At 68.0% G+C, this 14,850-nt stretch carries 14 protein-coding genes; 6 read left to right on the forward strand and 8 right to left on the reverse strand.

Annotation, left to right across the window (positions count from 1 at the left end; genetic code table 11):
- The 5 genes from DID96_RS28795 to DID96_RS28815 all read left to right on the forward strand — a co-directional run.
- The coding region (locus DID96_RS28795) for an ABC transporter permease subunit (RefSeq protein WP_409333824.1) at positions 1-970 on the forward strand (970 nt) is incomplete at its 5' end.
- Entirely contained in the window at positions 967-1,806 is an 840-nt protein-coding gene (locus DID96_RS28800; protein ID WP_124602631.1) for an ABC transporter permease subunit, read from the forward strand. The genes DID96_RS28795 and DID96_RS28800, both read left to right, overlap by 4 nt.
- A 103-nt stretch (positions 1,807-1,909) precedes the next feature.
- Positions 1,910-3,484, forward strand: a complete 1,575-nt coding sequence (locus tag DID96_RS28805) for a DUF3138 family protein (protein WP_124602632.1) — start codon at positions 1,910-1,912, stop codon at positions 3,482-3,484.
- 100 nt (positions 3,485-3,584) lie between these two features.
- A complete protein-coding gene (locus tag DID96_RS28810) occupies positions 3,585-4,889 on the forward strand; it encodes an FAD-binding oxidoreductase (protein ID WP_124602633.1) in 1,305 nt (434 codons plus the stop codon).
- A 25-nt stretch (positions 4,890-4,914) separates the two neighbouring features.
- Entirely contained in the window at positions 4,915-6,216 is a 1,302-nt protein-coding gene (locus DID96_RS28815) for an FAD-binding oxidoreductase (protein WP_124602634.1), read from the forward strand.
- Positions 6,217-6,279: 63 nt separating this feature from the next.
- Here the strand turns inward: DID96_RS28815 and gor are convergent, their stop codons facing one another.
- The 7 genes from gor to DID96_RS28850 all read right to left on the reverse strand — a co-directional run bounded on the left by gor (position 6,280) and on the right by DID96_RS28850 (position 12,324).
- Positions 6,280-7,635 (reverse strand): glutathione-disulfide reductase, encoded by a 1,356-nt coding sequence (gene gor / locus DID96_RS28820; protein WP_124602635.1) that lies wholly within the window; start codon positions 7,633-7,635, stop codon positions 6,280-6,282.
- Positions 7,636-7,876: 241 nt separating this feature from the next.
- Positions 7,877-8,104: a hypothetical protein gene (locus tag DID96_RS28825; RefSeq protein ID WP_124602636.1), complete on the reverse strand. Its 228-nt coding sequence runs from the start codon at positions 8,102-8,104 to the stop codon at positions 7,877-7,879.
- 399 nt (positions 8,105-8,503) lie between these two features.
- Positions 8,504-9,625 carry a porin gene (locus DID96_RS28830; RefSeq protein WP_124602637.1) on the reverse strand — a complete coding sequence of 374 codons (1,122 nt, stop codon included), beginning with the start codon at positions 9,623-9,625 and terminating at the stop codon, positions 8,504-8,506.
- Positions 9,626-9,857: 232 nt separating this feature from the next.
- Positions 9,858-10,547: a YoaK family protein gene (locus DID96_RS28835; RefSeq protein WP_124602638.1), complete on the reverse strand. Its 690-nt coding sequence runs from the start codon at positions 10,545-10,547 to the stop codon at positions 9,858-9,860.
- A 106-nt stretch (positions 10,548-10,653) separates the two neighbouring features.
- Complete coding sequence (locus DID96_RS28840; protein WP_124602639.1) at positions 10,654-10,995, reverse strand: zinc ribbon domain-containing protein YjdM; 342 nt, start codon at positions 10,993-10,995, stop codon at positions 10,654-10,656.
- 115 nt (positions 10,996-11,110) lie between these two features.
- Positions 11,111-11,638 (reverse strand): chromate transporter, encoded by a 528-nt coding sequence (locus tag DID96_RS28845; RefSeq protein ID WP_124602640.1) that lies wholly within the window; start codon positions 11,636-11,638, stop codon positions 11,111-11,113.
- Positions 11,635-12,324: a chromate transporter gene (locus DID96_RS28850; protein ID WP_260464034.1), complete on the reverse strand. Its 690-nt coding sequence runs from the start codon at positions 12,322-12,324 to the stop codon at positions 11,635-11,637. Before DID96_RS28850 ends, DID96_RS28845 begins: the two co-directional genes overlap by 4 nt.
- A gap of 96 nt (positions 12,325-12,420) precedes the next feature.
- Between DID96_RS28850 and DID96_RS28855 the strand changes: the two genes are divergently transcribed.
- On the forward strand, positions 12,421-13,305 hold the full coding sequence (locus tag DID96_RS28855; protein WP_124602641.1) for a transcriptional regulator GcvA: 885 nt from the start codon (positions 12,421-12,423) through the stop codon (positions 13,303-13,305).
- 74 nt (positions 13,306-13,379) lie between these two features.
- On the opposite strand, the gene DID96_RS28860 is transcribed toward DID96_RS28855, so the two are convergent.
- Positions 13,380-14,687: a solute carrier family 23 protein gene (locus DID96_RS28860; protein ID WP_124602642.1), complete on the reverse strand. Its 1,308-nt coding sequence runs from the start codon at positions 14,685-14,687 to the stop codon at positions 13,380-13,382.
- Positions 14,688-14,850: the final 163 nt, after the last annotated feature.

The following is a 14,850-nucleotide window of genomic DNA, read 5'->3' on the forward strand; positions in this document are numbered from 1 at the left end:
CACGCCACCCACGTCAGTATCGACCGGCGCCGTGGCCGCGACCGCGGCCCGCGCGCGCGCAAGCCGCTTCGCGTCGCTGTCGCGCTTCCTGCCATCCGGCCGCAGCGTCGCGATCGGCGTGCCGTTCGTGTGGCTGACGGTCTTCTTCGCGCTGCCGTTCGTGCTGGTGCTGAAGATCAGCTTCGCCGACCAGTTGATGGGCATCCCGCCGTACACGGCGCTGATGCAGATCAAGGACGGCGTCGTGCACTTTGCGATCCAGCTCGGCCACTACGCGTTCCTGCTGCAGGACGACCTGTACGTCGCGACCTACCTCAGCTCGCTGAAGATGGCCGCGGTATCGACGTTCTTCTGCCTGCTGATCGGCTATCCGATGGCGTACTACATCGCGCGCTCGGAACCGGCCACGCGCAACGTGCTGATGATGGCCGTGATGCTGCCGTTCTGGACGTCGTTCCTGATCCGCGTGTATGCATGGATCGGCATCCTGAAGGATGACGGCCTGCTGAACCACGCGCTGATCGCGCTCGGCATCATCCACACGCCGCTGCGCCTGTATCACAGCGATGCGGGCGTCTACATCGGGATGGTCTATTCGTACCTGCCGTTCATGGTGATGCCGCTATACGCGCACCTCGTGAAGATGGACCTGACGCTGCTCGAAGCCGCATACGACCTCGGCGCGAAGCCGTGGGTCGCGTTCACGCAGATCACGCTGCCGCTGTCGAAGAACGGGATCATCGCGGGCAGCCTGCTGGTGTTCATCCCGGCGGTCGGCGAGTACGTGATTCCGGAACTGCTCGGCGGCGCGGACACGCTGATGATCGGCCGCGTGATGTGGGACGAGTTCTTCAACAACATGGACTGGCCGATGGCGTCCGCGGTGACGGTGGCGATGGTGGTGCTGCTGCTCGTGCCGATGGCGCTGTTCCAGTATTACCAGGTCAAGGAACTGGAGGACGTCAAATGATCAAGCCGAACAAACCGCTGTCGACGGGTGTCCTCGCGTTCGGGTTCCTGTTTCTGTACATCCCGATCATCAGCCTCGTCGTGTACTCGTTCAACGAGTCGAAGCTCGTGACCGTCTGGTCGGGCTTTTCGCTGAAGTGGTACGCGGCGCTGTGGCAGGACGACGAGCTGCTGACTGCCGCGTGGCTGTCGCTGAAGATCGGCCTGCTGACCGCGACCGCGTCGGTCGTGATCGGCACGTGGGCGGGCTTCGTGCTCGCGCGCTTCGGCCGCTTCAAGGGCTTCACGCTGTACACGGGGATGATCAACGCGCCGCTGGTGATACCGGAGGTGATCCAGGGGATCTCGCTGCTGTTGCTGTTCGTTGCGCTGGAGCAGATGTTCGGCTGGCCGAAGGGGCGCGGGATGGTGACGATCTGGATCGGGCACGTGATGCTGTGCGTGTCGTACGTCGCGATCATCGTGCAGTCACGCGTGAAGGAGATGAACAAGTCGCTCGAGGAGGCCGCGCTCGATCTCGGCGCGACGCCGCTGAAGGTGTTCTTCGTGGTGACGCTGCCGCTGATCTCGCAGGCGCTGCTGTCGGGGTGGCTGCTGTCGTTCACGCTGTCGATCGACGATCTCGTGCTGTCGGCGTTCCTGTCCGGCCCCGGCTCGACGACGCTGCCGCTCGTGGTGTTCTCGCGCGTGCGTCTCGGCCTGAATCCGGAGATGAACGCACTCGCGACGCTGTTCATCACCGCGGTGACGGTCGGCGTGATCGTCGTGAACCAGATGATGATCGCGCGCGAACGCCGGCGCGTGGCCGACATGAAGGCGGCGTTCGCGGCGGCGTGAGGCCGCCCCTCTTACCCTCGTTGGATAACAACCACAGCGCGCCGCCTCGCGCGGCGCGCGATCTGAATACGCATTGACAGGCACACGACAAGGAGAATCCGCAATGAAGAAGAAACTGATCTGCCTGCTGGTCGCCGGCGCGCTGCCCGGCATCGCGCTGGCCGACTCCACTTCCGCCCAGATCAAGGCACTGCAGGCGCAGGTCGCCGCGCTGCAGAAGCAGATGAAGGCGATGCAGTCGCAGCTCGCCGCGAAGCCGGGCGCTGTTGCGACCGCGCAAGCCGGCGCGTCGACGGGCGGCAAGACGGTCGCGGTCGCCGCCGACCAGTCGTCGCCCGATTACGGCAAGGCGCCGGCGGTGCTGAGCAACGACGACGTCACCGAGATGAAGCAGCAGATCGCGAATCAGCAGCTGAAGGTCGATTCGCTGACCGACGCCGCGAACACCGGGCCGATCGCGGGCCTGTCCATCACGGGCTACATCGATCCGACCTACGTGTACAACCGTGCGGCGAGCTCGTCGTCGTTCCTGTTCGCGAACCACGAGAGTTCGTACAACTACTTCAACAGCACGTTCGGCGACCTGTACCTCGACATCAAGAAGACCTTCGGTGTCGGCCCGATGGCGCCGTCGGCCGAGATTACGCTGATGCCGAACCGCGGCAACGGCATCACGCTGCTGCAGAACTCGCGCGGCAATATCGGCAACAACATCCTGAACACGGCGGTCGTCAACGTGCCGATCACGGCGTCGACCACGCTCGTCGCGGGCCTGATTCCGAGCTTCGGCGGCTACGAAGTGCAGCAGTCGAACCAGATGCTCACGCTCACGCACGGCCTGCTGTACGACTTCTCGGATCCGGGCAGCTACATCGGTGCCGGCGCGAACTATACGAAGGGCAACTGGGCGTGGAAGTTCTTCGTCGGCAACGAGCAGTACCGCACCTACGGGTCGGTCACGCAGACCGGCACCAATGCGCTCGGCGATCCGATCACGACCAGCAACAAGGTACCGACCTTCACCGCGCGCGCGGACTACACGTGGTCGAGCGCGCTCGACATCGGCGGTTCGTTCAACATCGGCCGCCAGACGCTCGCGAGCGCGATCGATTCGAACGGCGTCGTCCACTACGGCCCTGGCGGCAACGCGCCGAGCGCGTACGGCTCGTTCTTCTTCGGCGAGCTCGACGCGACCTACACGCTCGCCGACGTGCAGTACAACGCCGAAGTCGATTACGGCCGGCAGGACCATGCGGCGTTCAACGGCGGGCTCGCACAGTGGTACGGGTTGTCGCTGCTCGCGCACCGCAAGTTCAATGCGCCGGTGGTCGGCCGCATGGGCGTGACGCTGCGCTACGATGCGCTCGTCAACAGCAAGAACGGTGGTGGCGGCGGCGGCATCGCGCTGAACGGCAACGGGATGGACACGAGCAACGGCTTCGGCGTCGACGCAGATTGCCTCGCGATGTCGAAGGCCGGCGGCGGGCTCGGCTTCGAGTGCAAGGGTGCGATCCGTCAGGACGTCGCGCTCGACCTGCTGTTCTATCCGACCCAGCAGATCACCGTGAAGGTCGAATACCGGCACGACTGGGCGAACAACAAGGTGTTCCTGCGCAACGACGGTTCGTACGGCAAGTCCAACGACCTGCTCGCGACGCAGTTCATCTACTCGTTCTGACGCTGGGCGCGCGGGACGCCGTGCAGCGCGTACGGCGTCCCGCGCCGCTTCCCGGGCAGGATTCCGGCGCGTTGCGCGCCGCTTCGACGGAGTCGGTTTCATGAGCCAGTCTTTCACCCGCCGCGCCGACGCGCTCGCGCGTGACTCGTACTACGAAGCAAGCGCCGCACGCGCCGTGATCGATGACCCCGTTCTCGACGACACGCTCGACGTCGACGTCTGCGTGATCGGTGCCGGCTTCGCGGGCCTGTCGACCGCGCTCGACTGCCGCGCGCGTGGGCTGTCCGTCGCGGTGATCGATGCGCATCGTCCCGGCTGGGGCGCATCGGGACGCAACGGCGGCCAGGCGATCACCGGCTTCGCGAAGGACGAGGAGATCGAGCGCCAGCTCGGCGCGAACGGCGCACGCGCCGCGTGGGCGCTGTCGCTCGACGGCGTCGCGCTGATCGCCGAGCGCATCGCGCGCTACGGAATCGACTGCGACTTCACGCGCGGCTACCTGACCGTCGCGACGAAGCCGCGCCGCATCGGCGACCTGCGCGCGTGGATGGAGGCGGCCACGTCGCGCTGGGGCCATCCGTCGCTGACCTGGCTCGATACCGACGCAATCCGCGCGCGCATTGCGTCGGCTCGCTACCTTGCCGGCGTCTACGATCCGCTGTCGGGCCACCTGCATCCGCTCAAGTATTGCCTCGGTCTCGCCGATGCCGCGCGCCGCGATGGCGTCGCGCTGTTCGCGCACACGCCCGCGCTCGACGTCGTGCGCGGCGTGCGGCCCGTCGTGCGCACGCCGTCCGGCGAGATCCGCTGCCGATTCGTCGTGTCGTGCTGCAACGCGGGGCCGGGCGGCGTGCTGCCCGCCGCGACCGCCGCGCGCATCGCGCCGATCGCGTCGTACATCATCGCGACCGAACCGCTCGGCGACGCACGCGCGACCGCACTGATCGCCCAGCGCGAAGCCGTGTGCGACAACAATTTCTTCCTCGATTACTTCCGGCTGTCCGCCGATCACCGGATGCTGTTCGGCGGCCGCGCGGACTCCGCGGGCGCGTCGCCCGCCGCGCTCGCCGACACGATCCGGCGCCGCATGGTCGGCGTGTTCCCGCAGCTCGGCGACGTGCGCGTCGACTACGCGTGGGGCGGCTTCGTCGACGTCACGCGCAACCGCGCGCCGGATTTCGGCGCGCTCGATCCGAACTTCTTCTATGTCCAGGGCTTCAGCGGTCATGGCGTCGCGCTCACCGGCATCGCCGGCCGCACGATCGCCGGCGCGATCGCCGGCGACACGCGCGCGTTCGACCTGTTCGCGCGCCTGCGCCACCGCCGCTTCCCCGGCGGCGACGCGTGGCGCCAGCCCGCGCTCGAACTCGGGATGCTGTATCACCGCGTCCGCGAGTTGCTTTGAGAAAAACTCCTCCGTTCTACTGACCATGCAGACATTCGCGAACCAGCCGCATGCCGCGTCGTACTACGCGGCGACCGTCAACGACACGACCCGCCACCCGCCGCTCGCCGGCGCAACCGACGCCGACGTGTGCGTGATCGGCGCAGGCCTGACCGGCCTGTCGGCCGCGCTCAACCTGGCCGAGCGCGGCTATTCGGTGACCGTGCTCGAAGCGTCGCGGGTCGGATGGGCCGCGAGCGGCCGCAACGGCGGCCAGCTGATCGGCGGCTTCGCGTGTGACATCGATACGTTCGCGCACTTCATGCCCGCAGGCGACGTGAAGCGCATCTGGGAGATGGGGCTCGAGACGCTGTCGCTCGTGAAGTCACGCATCGCGAAACATCACATCGATTGCGCGCTGGTGCCCGGCTACCTGACGGCCGCCAATACGGAGCGCGACGCCGATGCGCTGAAGCGCTGGCGCGACGAGGCCGCAAAGCGCTTCGGCTACGACCGCCTGCATTTCGTCGAGCCGGAAGCACTCGGCGACTACGTGCAGTCGTCGCGCTATCGGGGCGGCCTGTACGACCCGGACAGCGGCCACCTGCATCCGCTCAACTACACGCTCGGCCTCGCGCGCGCGGCTCGCGAAGCCGGCGTGCGCATCCACGAGAACAGTTGCGTGACGCGCGTGCGCGACATTCCTGCCGGCCATCTCGTCGAGACCAGTCAGGGCCACGTGCGTGCGCGCTTCGTCGTGCTCGCGTGCAACGCGTATCTCGGCACGCTCGCGCCGGCGCTGTCGCGCAAGATCATGCCGGTCGGCACCTACGTGATCGCAACCGAGCCGCTCGGCCAGGCGCGCGCCGCCGCTTTGATGCCCGCGCGCGCGGCGGTTTGCGACAGCCGTTTCGTGCTCGACTATTTCCGCCCGGCACCGGACACGCGTCTGCTCTGGGGCGGCAAGGTCAGCTATTCGACGCTGCCGCCGCGCAATCTCGCGGAGTCGATGCGGCGCGACATGCTGAAGACGTTCCCGCAACTCGCGGACGTGAAGGTCGACTATGCGTGGGGCGGGTTCGTCGACATCACGATGAACCGCGCGCCGCATTTCGGGCGCGTCGCGCCGACGATGTACTACGCGCAGGGCTTCTCGGGACACGGCGTGAACACGACCGCGCTCGCGGGCAGGCTGATCGCCGAGGCGATCGATGGCCAGGCGAGCCGCTTCGACCTGTTCGGCAAGATCAGGCATCGCGATTTCCCGGGCGGCGCGCTGCTGCGCACGCCGGCGCTCGTGCTCGCGATGAGCTGGTATCGGCTGCTCGATGCTTTCGGGGTGCATTGAGCATCGAGCATCACGGCCGAGTACGCGCGCCGCCGGCCGCCAGCATACGCGCGCCGCATCCCGCTAATCGGCCAGCTTCTGCCGCATCGTCACGAACTCCTCGGCCGCGGTCGGATGGATGCCGATCGTCTCGTCGAACTGCGCCTTCGTCGCGCCCGCGCGAATCGCGATCGCGATGCCCTGGATGATCTCGCCCGCGTCGCGGCCGACCATGTGCGCGCCAACGACCCGCTGGCTGTCGCGCGCGACGACGAGCTTCATCAGCGTGCGCTCGTCGCGTCCGGACAGCGTGTGGCGCAGCGCCTTGAACGACGTGCGGTAGATGTCGACGTCGCCGTACACGTGCCGCGCGCGCGCCTCGGCGAGACCGACCGTCGCGACCTCCGGCTGGCTGAACACGGCCGACGGCACCCACTCGTGATCGGCCGCGACACGCTGCCCGCCGAACAGCGTCATCGCGAGCAGGCCGCCGTCGCGCGTCGCGACCGGCGTGAGCTGCGGGCGCGACGTCACGTCGCCAATTGCGTGGATCGACGCGACCGACGTCGCCGAATACGCATCGACCGCGATCGCGCCGCGCGCATCGAGCGCGACACCGGCCTGCTCGAGCCCGAGCCCGTCGACGTTCGGCACGCGCCCGGTCGCATAGAGCACCGCGTCGTACGGCCCATGATGCGTGCCGCCGACCCGCACGCCGAGCGTGCCGTCGCTCGCGCGCTCGATCGCGTCGACCGATGCGCGGGTATGGATCGTCACGCGCTGCTTCGTCATTTCGTCGGCGAGGAAATTGCGGATGTCGTCGTCGAAGCCGCGCAGGATCTGCTCGCCGCGATAGAACAGGTCGGCCTGGCTGCCGAGCCCGTTGAAGATGCCCGCGAACTCGACCGCGATATAGCCGCCGCCGACCACCGCGATGCGCGCAGGCAGCGCGGGCAGCGACAGCGCCTCGCGCGACGTGATCGCGTGCTCGATGCCCGGCAGCGGCGGCAGCGACGGCCGCGAGCCGGTTGCGATCGCGATGTGGCGCGCGGTGATGCGGCGCTCGCCGAGCGCGACCGTATGCGCATCGACGAGCGTCGCGCGCCCCGCGTGCATCTCGACGCCGGACTGGCGCAGCAGGTTGATGTAGATGCCGCTCAGCCGGTTGATCTCGCGATCCTTCGCGGCAATCAGCGCGGGCCAGTCGAGCGAGCCGGCGCCGAAGGTCCAGCCGAAGCCGCGCGCGTCCTCGACTTCATGCGGGTAATGCGATGCGTAGACGAGCAGCTTCTTCGGAATGCAGCCGCGCAGCACGCAGGTGCCGCCGATCTGCTCCTCTTCCGCAATGCCCACGCGCGCGCCATATGACGCCGACATCCGGGCCAGCCTGACGCCGCCCGAGCCGGCCCCGATCACGAACAGGTCGTAGTCGAATTCCATCGCATGCCCTCATCATGGTTCAGCAGTTCGGATGACGGCACGATAGCAAGTTTCCGGTTTTCTTGCGGCGCCCGGCGCGCGCGCAAAAAAAACGGCGAGAGACATTGCCTCTCGCCTGTCAATCCAGCTGCCGGGTGTGCCATGCGTCACCGATCGACCGCATGCCCGACCTGCCGGCTGCGCGGCACCGGCTCGCCCGTCCGTGCGGGATGCGCGGACGCGGCCGAGCCGGCCGCCATGCTCATGCCTGCGACGTGTCGCTACCGTCGGTGGCTTGCGTGTCGTCGGCAGCTTCTTCGGGCTTCTCTTCCTTCTTCTCGAGCATGCCTTCGAGCGCTTCCGCGCCCTTGAAGCCGGCGACGGCCGCTGCCGCCTTGGTCAGGAAACCCGCATCCGGATCGACTTTCTCTGCAGCCTCGACGGCCGCCACGGCGCCTGCGATTTCGCCAACGGTGTTCAGGATACCCATCGTCATCCCCTTCAAACGTGAATTGTGACGCGCATCGTCACACAAAAAAAACCGGCGGACAGCGTTTGTCATCACCGGATACACAAATTACGGACCATGCCGGCCGCGCCCGCCGCGCGCGCAAGCGACGCGCGTGCGCGCCACGGGCACACGCCGGACGATCCACGCAGATTAGCGGAAAGGTGCCGCGCGCACTGTAAAAATATGTTTTGGAATGCCGACGGACAGCTTACGGATTACATGTTCGGCTATGGAGCGGACGCTGGATAGCCGCGCACGCGTATGAGCCCGGATGCCGCCGCTCGATCGGCGGCGCGCACGAAAAAAAAGAGGCCCCGCAGAGCCTCTTCGTCATCAGCCGGACATCGGCCCGGCGTATGTCGTACCGTGCGCCGTTCGTCAGAAGATATTGCGCAGGCCGATCGCGATGCCGGTCTGGTTGCTGCGGCCCGGCAGCTCGACGTTGGCCGCGCCGTTCGTCTTGTTGAAGTCGACGGTGCCGTAGACTTCGGTGCGCTTGCTGAGCGCGTACTCGGCGATGCCGACGATCGCGTAGCGGTTGCCGCTCGAGAGCGTGCCGTTCGCGGTCATCGCGTTGCGCATATGGTCGTAGTAGAACGCGCCCGTCAGCGTCAGCGGCGCGCTGACCTGCCAGCTCACGCCCGCGTACGGGCCGTCGTCGATGCGGCCGGTGCCCTTCGCGACCGGAATCGTCTGCTGCGCGAGCAGGCTGTCGACGAAGCCCGTGTCGTCCTTCGAGCGCAGGTAGCCCGCGTAGACCTTCGCCTTGCTGAATGCGTAGACGACGTTCGCGTGGTAGATCGTCTGCTTGCGTGCCGAGTTGTCGCTGTTCTGCTGCGCGCCGGCCGCGATGCTCAGCGGGCCCATCACGTACGACAGCGCGACGCCCCACGCATTGCCCTTGCCGAGCGAGCCGGGGATCTGGCCGGAGAAGCCGCCGGCACCGGTCGACTCGTAGTTCGTGCCCGTCGAGTACATCGCGCTCGCGGTCAGGCCGCTGAACGTGCCCGTGTACTTGATCTGGTTGTCCGCATACAGCCCGCCGCCGAGTGCGACCGGCAGCCATGCGTTTTCGAAGTAGTTGCCGACCGTCAGCGGATCGTAGGTGTCCGACAGCAGGTCGAACAGCGGCGTCTTCTGGCGGCCGAGGGTCACGGTGCCGTACTGGCTGCCAAGGCCGACGTAGGCCGCGCGGTTGAACAGGCGGCCGCTGTCCGAGAACGCGCCGTTCTGCAGGTTCACGCCGCTCTCGAGCTTGAACAGCCCCTTCAGGCCGCCGCCGAGGTCTTCCGTGCCGTAGATGCCGAAGCGGCTATTGGTGATCGCGCCGTTGGTCATCGACAGCAGGCCGTCGTTCTTGGCGTTCGCGTTGGTCAGGTAGCGGACGCTGACGTCGGCGACGCCCCAGAGCGTGACCGAGCTTTGTGCTGCTGCGTATTGGCTGGCGAATGCCAGGAAGGCGCCCCCTGCGAGTGCTGCGAGTCTGGTGGTCTGCTTCATGAGCGTTCCTTTTTGTTGGTGTCTCCGATCATTGCCGGCCGCGTGCGCAGCCGGGTGGGATCGCGCACGCTCTTGGCGCGCACGATGTGGCGAGAATCATAAGACCAGCCCGACCCTTGAAAGAAATTGAAACACGCAGGAACGGCCGGATTGTCGCCAGCACACAACGCTATGCCGCGCGGGGCTTGCCTGCCGGGCGGCAATTCCCGGCAATTCCCGGCGGTTTCGGCGCTCAGCCGGCCTCGACCACGCCCGCGCGGCGCCACGCACGCCGCACGATCTCCGCGAACGCGCCGGCGAGCAGCAGCACCGCGCCCCACAGCGCGAGCGCCGGCACGAGCCGCGTCACGAGGCCGCCGGCCACCGCACCGGCGAGAAAGCAGAAGCTGATCGTTGCCAGCAGCGCCGAGTCGTGCAGCGCGCCGGCGTCGTAGCGCGGGATCAGCCCGACGAACAGCTTCTGCGTGGCACGCCGCAGGTTGCCGGTCGTCATCACCGACGTGTACGACAGTTCTTCGAGGTGGGTGAACGACAGCGTCTGGAGCGTCGCGACGAACGAAATGCCGGGAATCAGCCACGCGCTCGACGCGCCGACGACGCCGCTCGCCGCGATGCCGAGAAACGCGATCTCGACGATCAGGCTCGCGAACGCGGTATGCCGCATCCAGCCGCGCCGCGCGGCAAGCCCGAGCAGGTGTGCGACGAACACCGCGATCACGAAGCCGACGAGCGGCGGCACGTGATGCAGCGCCGCGGCCCACTCGCCGGCCGACAGATTGATGCCGAGCAGCGCGACGTTGCCCGTCATCGTGTTCGCGAACACGTGGCCGTGGCCGACGTACGTGTACGCGTCGAGATAGCCGCCCGACAGCGTCAGCAGCGCGGCGACCGTGAGATTGCGGCTGGCGCCGTCGAGATCCATCGATGCTCCGTTTCCCGCGCGGCGTGATTCACCACCGACCCGGGCAGGCCCGGCGCGCGCCGCCCGGCCGCGCGTGGCGGGCGGTGCATAGCGGGTGGTGCGACAGTCAGTTCTTCTTCAGGTAGCAGGCCTTCAGCATCACGCTCATCCCGTCGACCTTGCAGTCGACTTCGTGATCGCCGCCGACGAGACGGATGCTCTTCACCTTGGTGCCCATCTTCAGCGTGATCGACGAGCCCTTCAGCTTCAGGTCCTTGATCAGCACGACCGAGTCGCCGTCGGCGAGCACGTTGCCGTTTGCGTCCTTGACGATGCGCGCCGCGTCATCGTCGGACGTTTGCGGGGCGGCACTCGACCACTCGTGTCCGCAATCGGCGCAAACAAAATGGTCGCCATCGGGGTAGGTGTTTTCCATCGCGCATTGCGGACAGGCGGGAATCGTCGACATGGTGCAAAGTCCTGCGGTTCGAATTCAAACCCCGCAGTATACCGGCCCGCCCCCGCCTACCGGCCCGATCCTGCCCGATCCTGCCGCGCTACGCGACAGCCAGCCCGGCGCGCACTCACTGCCCGACGCCCGTCAGCCCGATCAGCGCGCCGGCCGCGAGCAGCCACAGCGGATGGATGCGCGTGCGGTACGCGAGCACCGCGCACGCGGCGGTGATGCCCCATTGCACGGCCGTGCGGTTCGACGCTTCGGCGATCAGCACCGCGCTCGCGACGACGAGGCCCGCGGTGACCGGCATCATCCCCTGCTGCACGTAGCGCCGCCACGGACGGTCGCGAAAGCGCTCCCATGCGTGCAGCGCGAGCACGGTGACGACCGACGACGGCCCGAACTTCGCGAGCGTCGCGACCAAGAGGCCCGGCCAGCCGGCCACGTGCCAGCCGACCAGCGACACGATCATCATGTTCGGCCCGGGCGCTGCCTGCGCGAGCGCGAACAGCGCGGTGAACTCGTGTGCGCTCATCCAGTGGTGCACGTCGACGACCTGCCGCTGCATCTCGGGCAGGATCGTGTTGCCGCCGCCGAACGCGAGCAGCGACAGCTGGCCGAAGATCGTCGCGATCGCGATCAGCGTGTCGTTCATGGCCGGCCTCCGTTCCGCTTGCCGCCGTGCCCGCCGTGCTCGCCGTGCCCGCGCTGCTCGCCGTCACGCGGCGCCGGCACGGCCCCCGGCGACGCGGCAGGCCCGGGCGATGCCGCCGGCTCCGCGCGGCGGCGCGCGGCGAACCACACGCTCGCCGGCGTCAGCACGAGCATCGTCGTCAGCAGCGGCATGCGCAGCACGGCGATCGCGACGAATGCGAGCGCCGCGATGCCGGCCGCTGCCCTCGCGTGCCGCAGCGGCTTCGCGACCTTCACCGCCATCGCCGCGAGCAGCCCGGCCGCCGCGGCGGCCAACCCGGCGAACAGATGCTGGACGCGCGGATCGCTCTCGGTTTTCGCGTACAGCACGCCAAGCGCGACAACGACGAGCGTCGGCCCGGCGATCAGCCCGAGGATTCCGGCGAACGCGCCCGGCACGCCGCGAAAGCGCATGCCGACCGCGACCGACAGGTTGATCACGTTGCCGCCGGGCAGGAACTGGCACAGGCCGAGCAGATCGGTGAATTCGTCGGCGGAGAGCCACTTGCGCTCATCGACGATCGCGCGCCGCGCGAACGGCAGCGCGCCGCCGAACGACATCAGCCCAAGGGTCAGAAAGCCGACGAACAGCTCGGCGAGCCCGACGTGCTTCGCGGGGCCGGCAGGGGGTGTGGAAACGGATTGCATGGGAGTCCTCGACAAACGACAGGTCGAGCGTACCGCCGTGCGGCGCCCGCGCAAAACGATTTTATCGGCGTGCCCTTGTGATCTAGAATCACAAGCATGCCACGCGATCTCCCGCCTTTTTCCGCGCTTCGGGCCTTTGAAGCCGCGGCACGACACGAAAGCTTCAGTGCTGCCGGCGACGAGCTGCATGTGACTCACGGTGCCATCAGCCGGCAGATCGCCGGGTTCGAGGCCTGGCTCGGCAAGCCCGTGTTCCACCGGCTCGGCAAGCGCGTGAAACTGACCGACGAAGGCCGCCAGTACCTGGACACGGTGCGCGCCGCGTTCGACAGCATCGCGCTCGCCACCGAACGCCTGCGCGCGACCGGCACCGCGCGCGTGCTGCGCATCAACGCGCTGCCGACCTTCGCGATGAAATGGCTGCTGCCGCGCCTGTCGCGCTTTCAGCGCGACGTGCCGAACGTGGAGCTGAAGCTGTCGACGTCGAATGCGCCGCTCGACATGCTCGACGGCTTCGACGTCGCGATCCGCCGCGGCCCCGGCCACTGGCCGAACTGCGCGAGCGGCCGCTTTCTCGACGAGAGCGTGATCCCGGTGTGCAGCCCCGCGCTGCTGAAACGCGCGCCGATCGCGCGCGCGGACGATCTCGCGCGCCATGTGCTGCTGCATTCGGATACACGCCCGGAAGGCTGGCGCGACTGGTTCGCCGCGGCCGACGTGACGGTAAAGGCCCGCAAGCGGCAGTCGTTCGACCACTTCTACCTCGCGCTGCAGGCGGCGGTCGACGGGCTCGGCGTCGCGCTCGGCCCGCTGCCGCTGATCGACGACGAACTCGCGAGCGGCCGGCTCGTGATGCCGCTCGAAGGGCCGCGCATCGCGACGCGCAGCTACTGGTGGATCACGCCGCGCGAGCGCGCGGACGAGCCGCTCGTCGCGCAGTTCTGTGCGTGGCTCGAAGCGCAGGCGAACGCCGTCGCGTGATGCGACCGCCGGGTGGCCCGGACGACACGCGACGCTAAATCACGCGAGCGGCCTTGCACCGCCCGCGCCCGGCTTCACACCACCGGGCCCGGCTCCTTCTCCTTGCGCAGGATCGCGTACAGCAGGATCGCGCCGAACGTCGCGGTGCCGATCCCGCCGAGCGCGAAGCCGCCGAACTTCAGCGAGAAGTCGCCCGCGCCGAGCACCAGCGTGACGGCCGCGACGATCAGGTTGCGGTTGTCGGAAAAGTCGACCTTGTTCACGACCCAGATCCGCGCGCCCGTCACCGCGATCAGCCCGAACACGACGATCGACACGCCGCCGAGCACCGGGCCCGGGATCGTCTGGATCACCGCGCCGAACTTCGGCGAGAAGCCGAGCCCGATCGCGATCAGCGCGGCGACGACGAACACGAGCGTCGAGTAGATCCGCGTGACGGCCATCACGCCGATGTTCTCCGCGTAGGTGGTCACGCCCGTGCCGCCGACGCTGCCCGACACGATCGTCGCGAGCCCGTCGCCGATGAACGCGCGGCCGACGTAGCGGTCGAGGTTCTGGCCCGTCATCGCGCTCACGGCCTTGATGTGGCCGAGGTTCTCCGCGACGAGGATCACCGCGATCGGCGCGAGCATCAGCATCGCGTGCGGATCGAACACCGGCGCATGGAAGGTCGGGATGCCGAACCACGCGGCGTGCGCGACGATCGAGAAGTCGACCGGCTTGCCGAGGCCCATCCCGTTGGTCGCGACCGCGTAGATCGCATACGCGATCACGAGCCCGATGAGGATCAAGAGGCGCTGCATCATCCCGCGTGCGAACACCGCGACGCCGCCGACCGACAGCACGGTGACGAGCGCCATCATCGAATCGAAGGTCGACGCGGACACGCCCTTGACCGCGATCGGCGCGAGGTTGAGCCCGATCACCGCAACGATCGCGCCCGTGACGACGGGCGGCATCAGCGCCTCGATCCAGCGCGTGCCGACCGCCGACACGATCGCGCCGAGCGCGACATACACGACGCCGCACGCGATGATGCCGCCGAGCGCGACCGGGATATTGGGGTTCGGGCCGCTGCCGCCATAGCCTGTCACCGCGATCACGAGGCCGATGAACGCGAAGCTCGAGCCGAGGTAGCTCGGCACGCGGCCGCCGACCAGCACGAAGAACAGCAGCGTGCCGACGCCGGACATGAAGATGCACAGGTTCGGGTCGAAACCCATCAGCAGCGGCGCGAGCACGGTCGAGCCGAACATCGCGACCACGTGCTGCACGCCCATCGCGATCATCTGCGGCCACAACAGGCGTTCGTCGAGGCCGACGACGCGCGCGGCCGCGCCGGTCGGTTGCACCCGCCAGCGCGGGAAATAGGAATCGGACATCGGGACATGCTCCTGTCTTGTCGGTCGCCCGGCTGCGACGGATGCGCCGGGTCTGGAATCTGGCGCGAAGTTTACGGAGCGGGAATGGCGCTGGCAAGCGGGAGCCGGCGTGGGCAAGCGGAAGCCGGCGCGGGACGCGCGGCGAGGACGGGCCGCGCGATGT

It is taken from the genome of Burkholderia sp. Bp8963 (assembly GCF_003854275.1).
Taxonomy (GTDB): domain Bacteria; phylum Pseudomonadota; class Gammaproteobacteria; order Burkholderiales; family Burkholderiaceae; genus Burkholderia.

Excerpts from the sequence above, each read along its gene's own strand:
- DID96_RS28800 (WP_124602631.1), top strand. The coding sequence starts at position 967 with ATGATCAAGCCGAACAAACCGCTGTCGACGGGTGTCCTCGCGTTCGGG.
- DID96_RS28805 (WP_124602632.1), top strand. The coding sequence starts at position 1,910 with ATGAAGAAGAAACTGATCTGCCTGCTGGTCGCCGGCGCGCTGCCCGGC.
- DID96_RS28810 (WP_124602633.1), top strand. The coding sequence starts at position 3,585 with ATGAGCCAGTCTTTCACCCGCCGCGCCGACGCGCTCGCGCGTGACTCG.
- DID96_RS28815 (WP_124602634.1), top strand. The coding sequence starts at position 4,915 with ATGCAGACATTCGCGAACCAGCCGCATGCCGCGTCGTACTACGCGGCG.
- gor (WP_124602635.1), bottom strand. The coding sequence starts at position 7,635 with ATGGAATTCGACTACGACCTGTTCGTGATCGGGGCCGGCTCGGGCGGC.
- DID96_RS28825 (WP_124602636.1), bottom strand. The coding sequence starts at position 8,104 with ATGGGTATCCTGAACACCGTTGGCGAAATCGCAGGCGCCGTGGCGGCC.
- DID96_RS28830 (WP_124602637.1), bottom strand. The coding sequence starts at position 9,625 with ATGAAGCAGACCACCAGACTCGCAGCACTCGCAGGGGGCGCCTTCCTG.
- DID96_RS28835 (WP_124602638.1), bottom strand. The coding sequence starts at position 10,547 with ATGGATCTCGACGGCGCCAGCCGCAATCTCACGGTCGCCGCGCTGCTG.
- DID96_RS28840 (WP_124602639.1), bottom strand. The coding sequence starts at position 10,995 with ATGTCGACGATTCCCGCCTGTCCGCAATGCGCGATGGAAAACACCTAC.
- DID96_RS28845 (WP_124602640.1), bottom strand. The coding sequence starts at position 11,638 with ATGAACGACACGCTGATCGCGATCGCGACGATCTTCGGCCAGCTGTCG.
- DID96_RS28850 (WP_260464034.1), bottom strand. The coding sequence starts at position 12,324 with ATGCAATCCGTTTCCACACCCCCTGCCGGCCCCGCGAAGCACGTCGGG.
- DID96_RS28855 (WP_124602641.1), top strand. The coding sequence starts at position 12,421 with ATGCCACGCGATCTCCCGCCTTTTTCCGCGCTTCGGGCCTTTGAAGCC.
- DID96_RS28860 (WP_124602642.1), bottom strand. The coding sequence starts at position 14,687 with ATGTCCGATTCCTATTTCCCGCGCTGGCGGGTGCAACCGACCGGCGCG.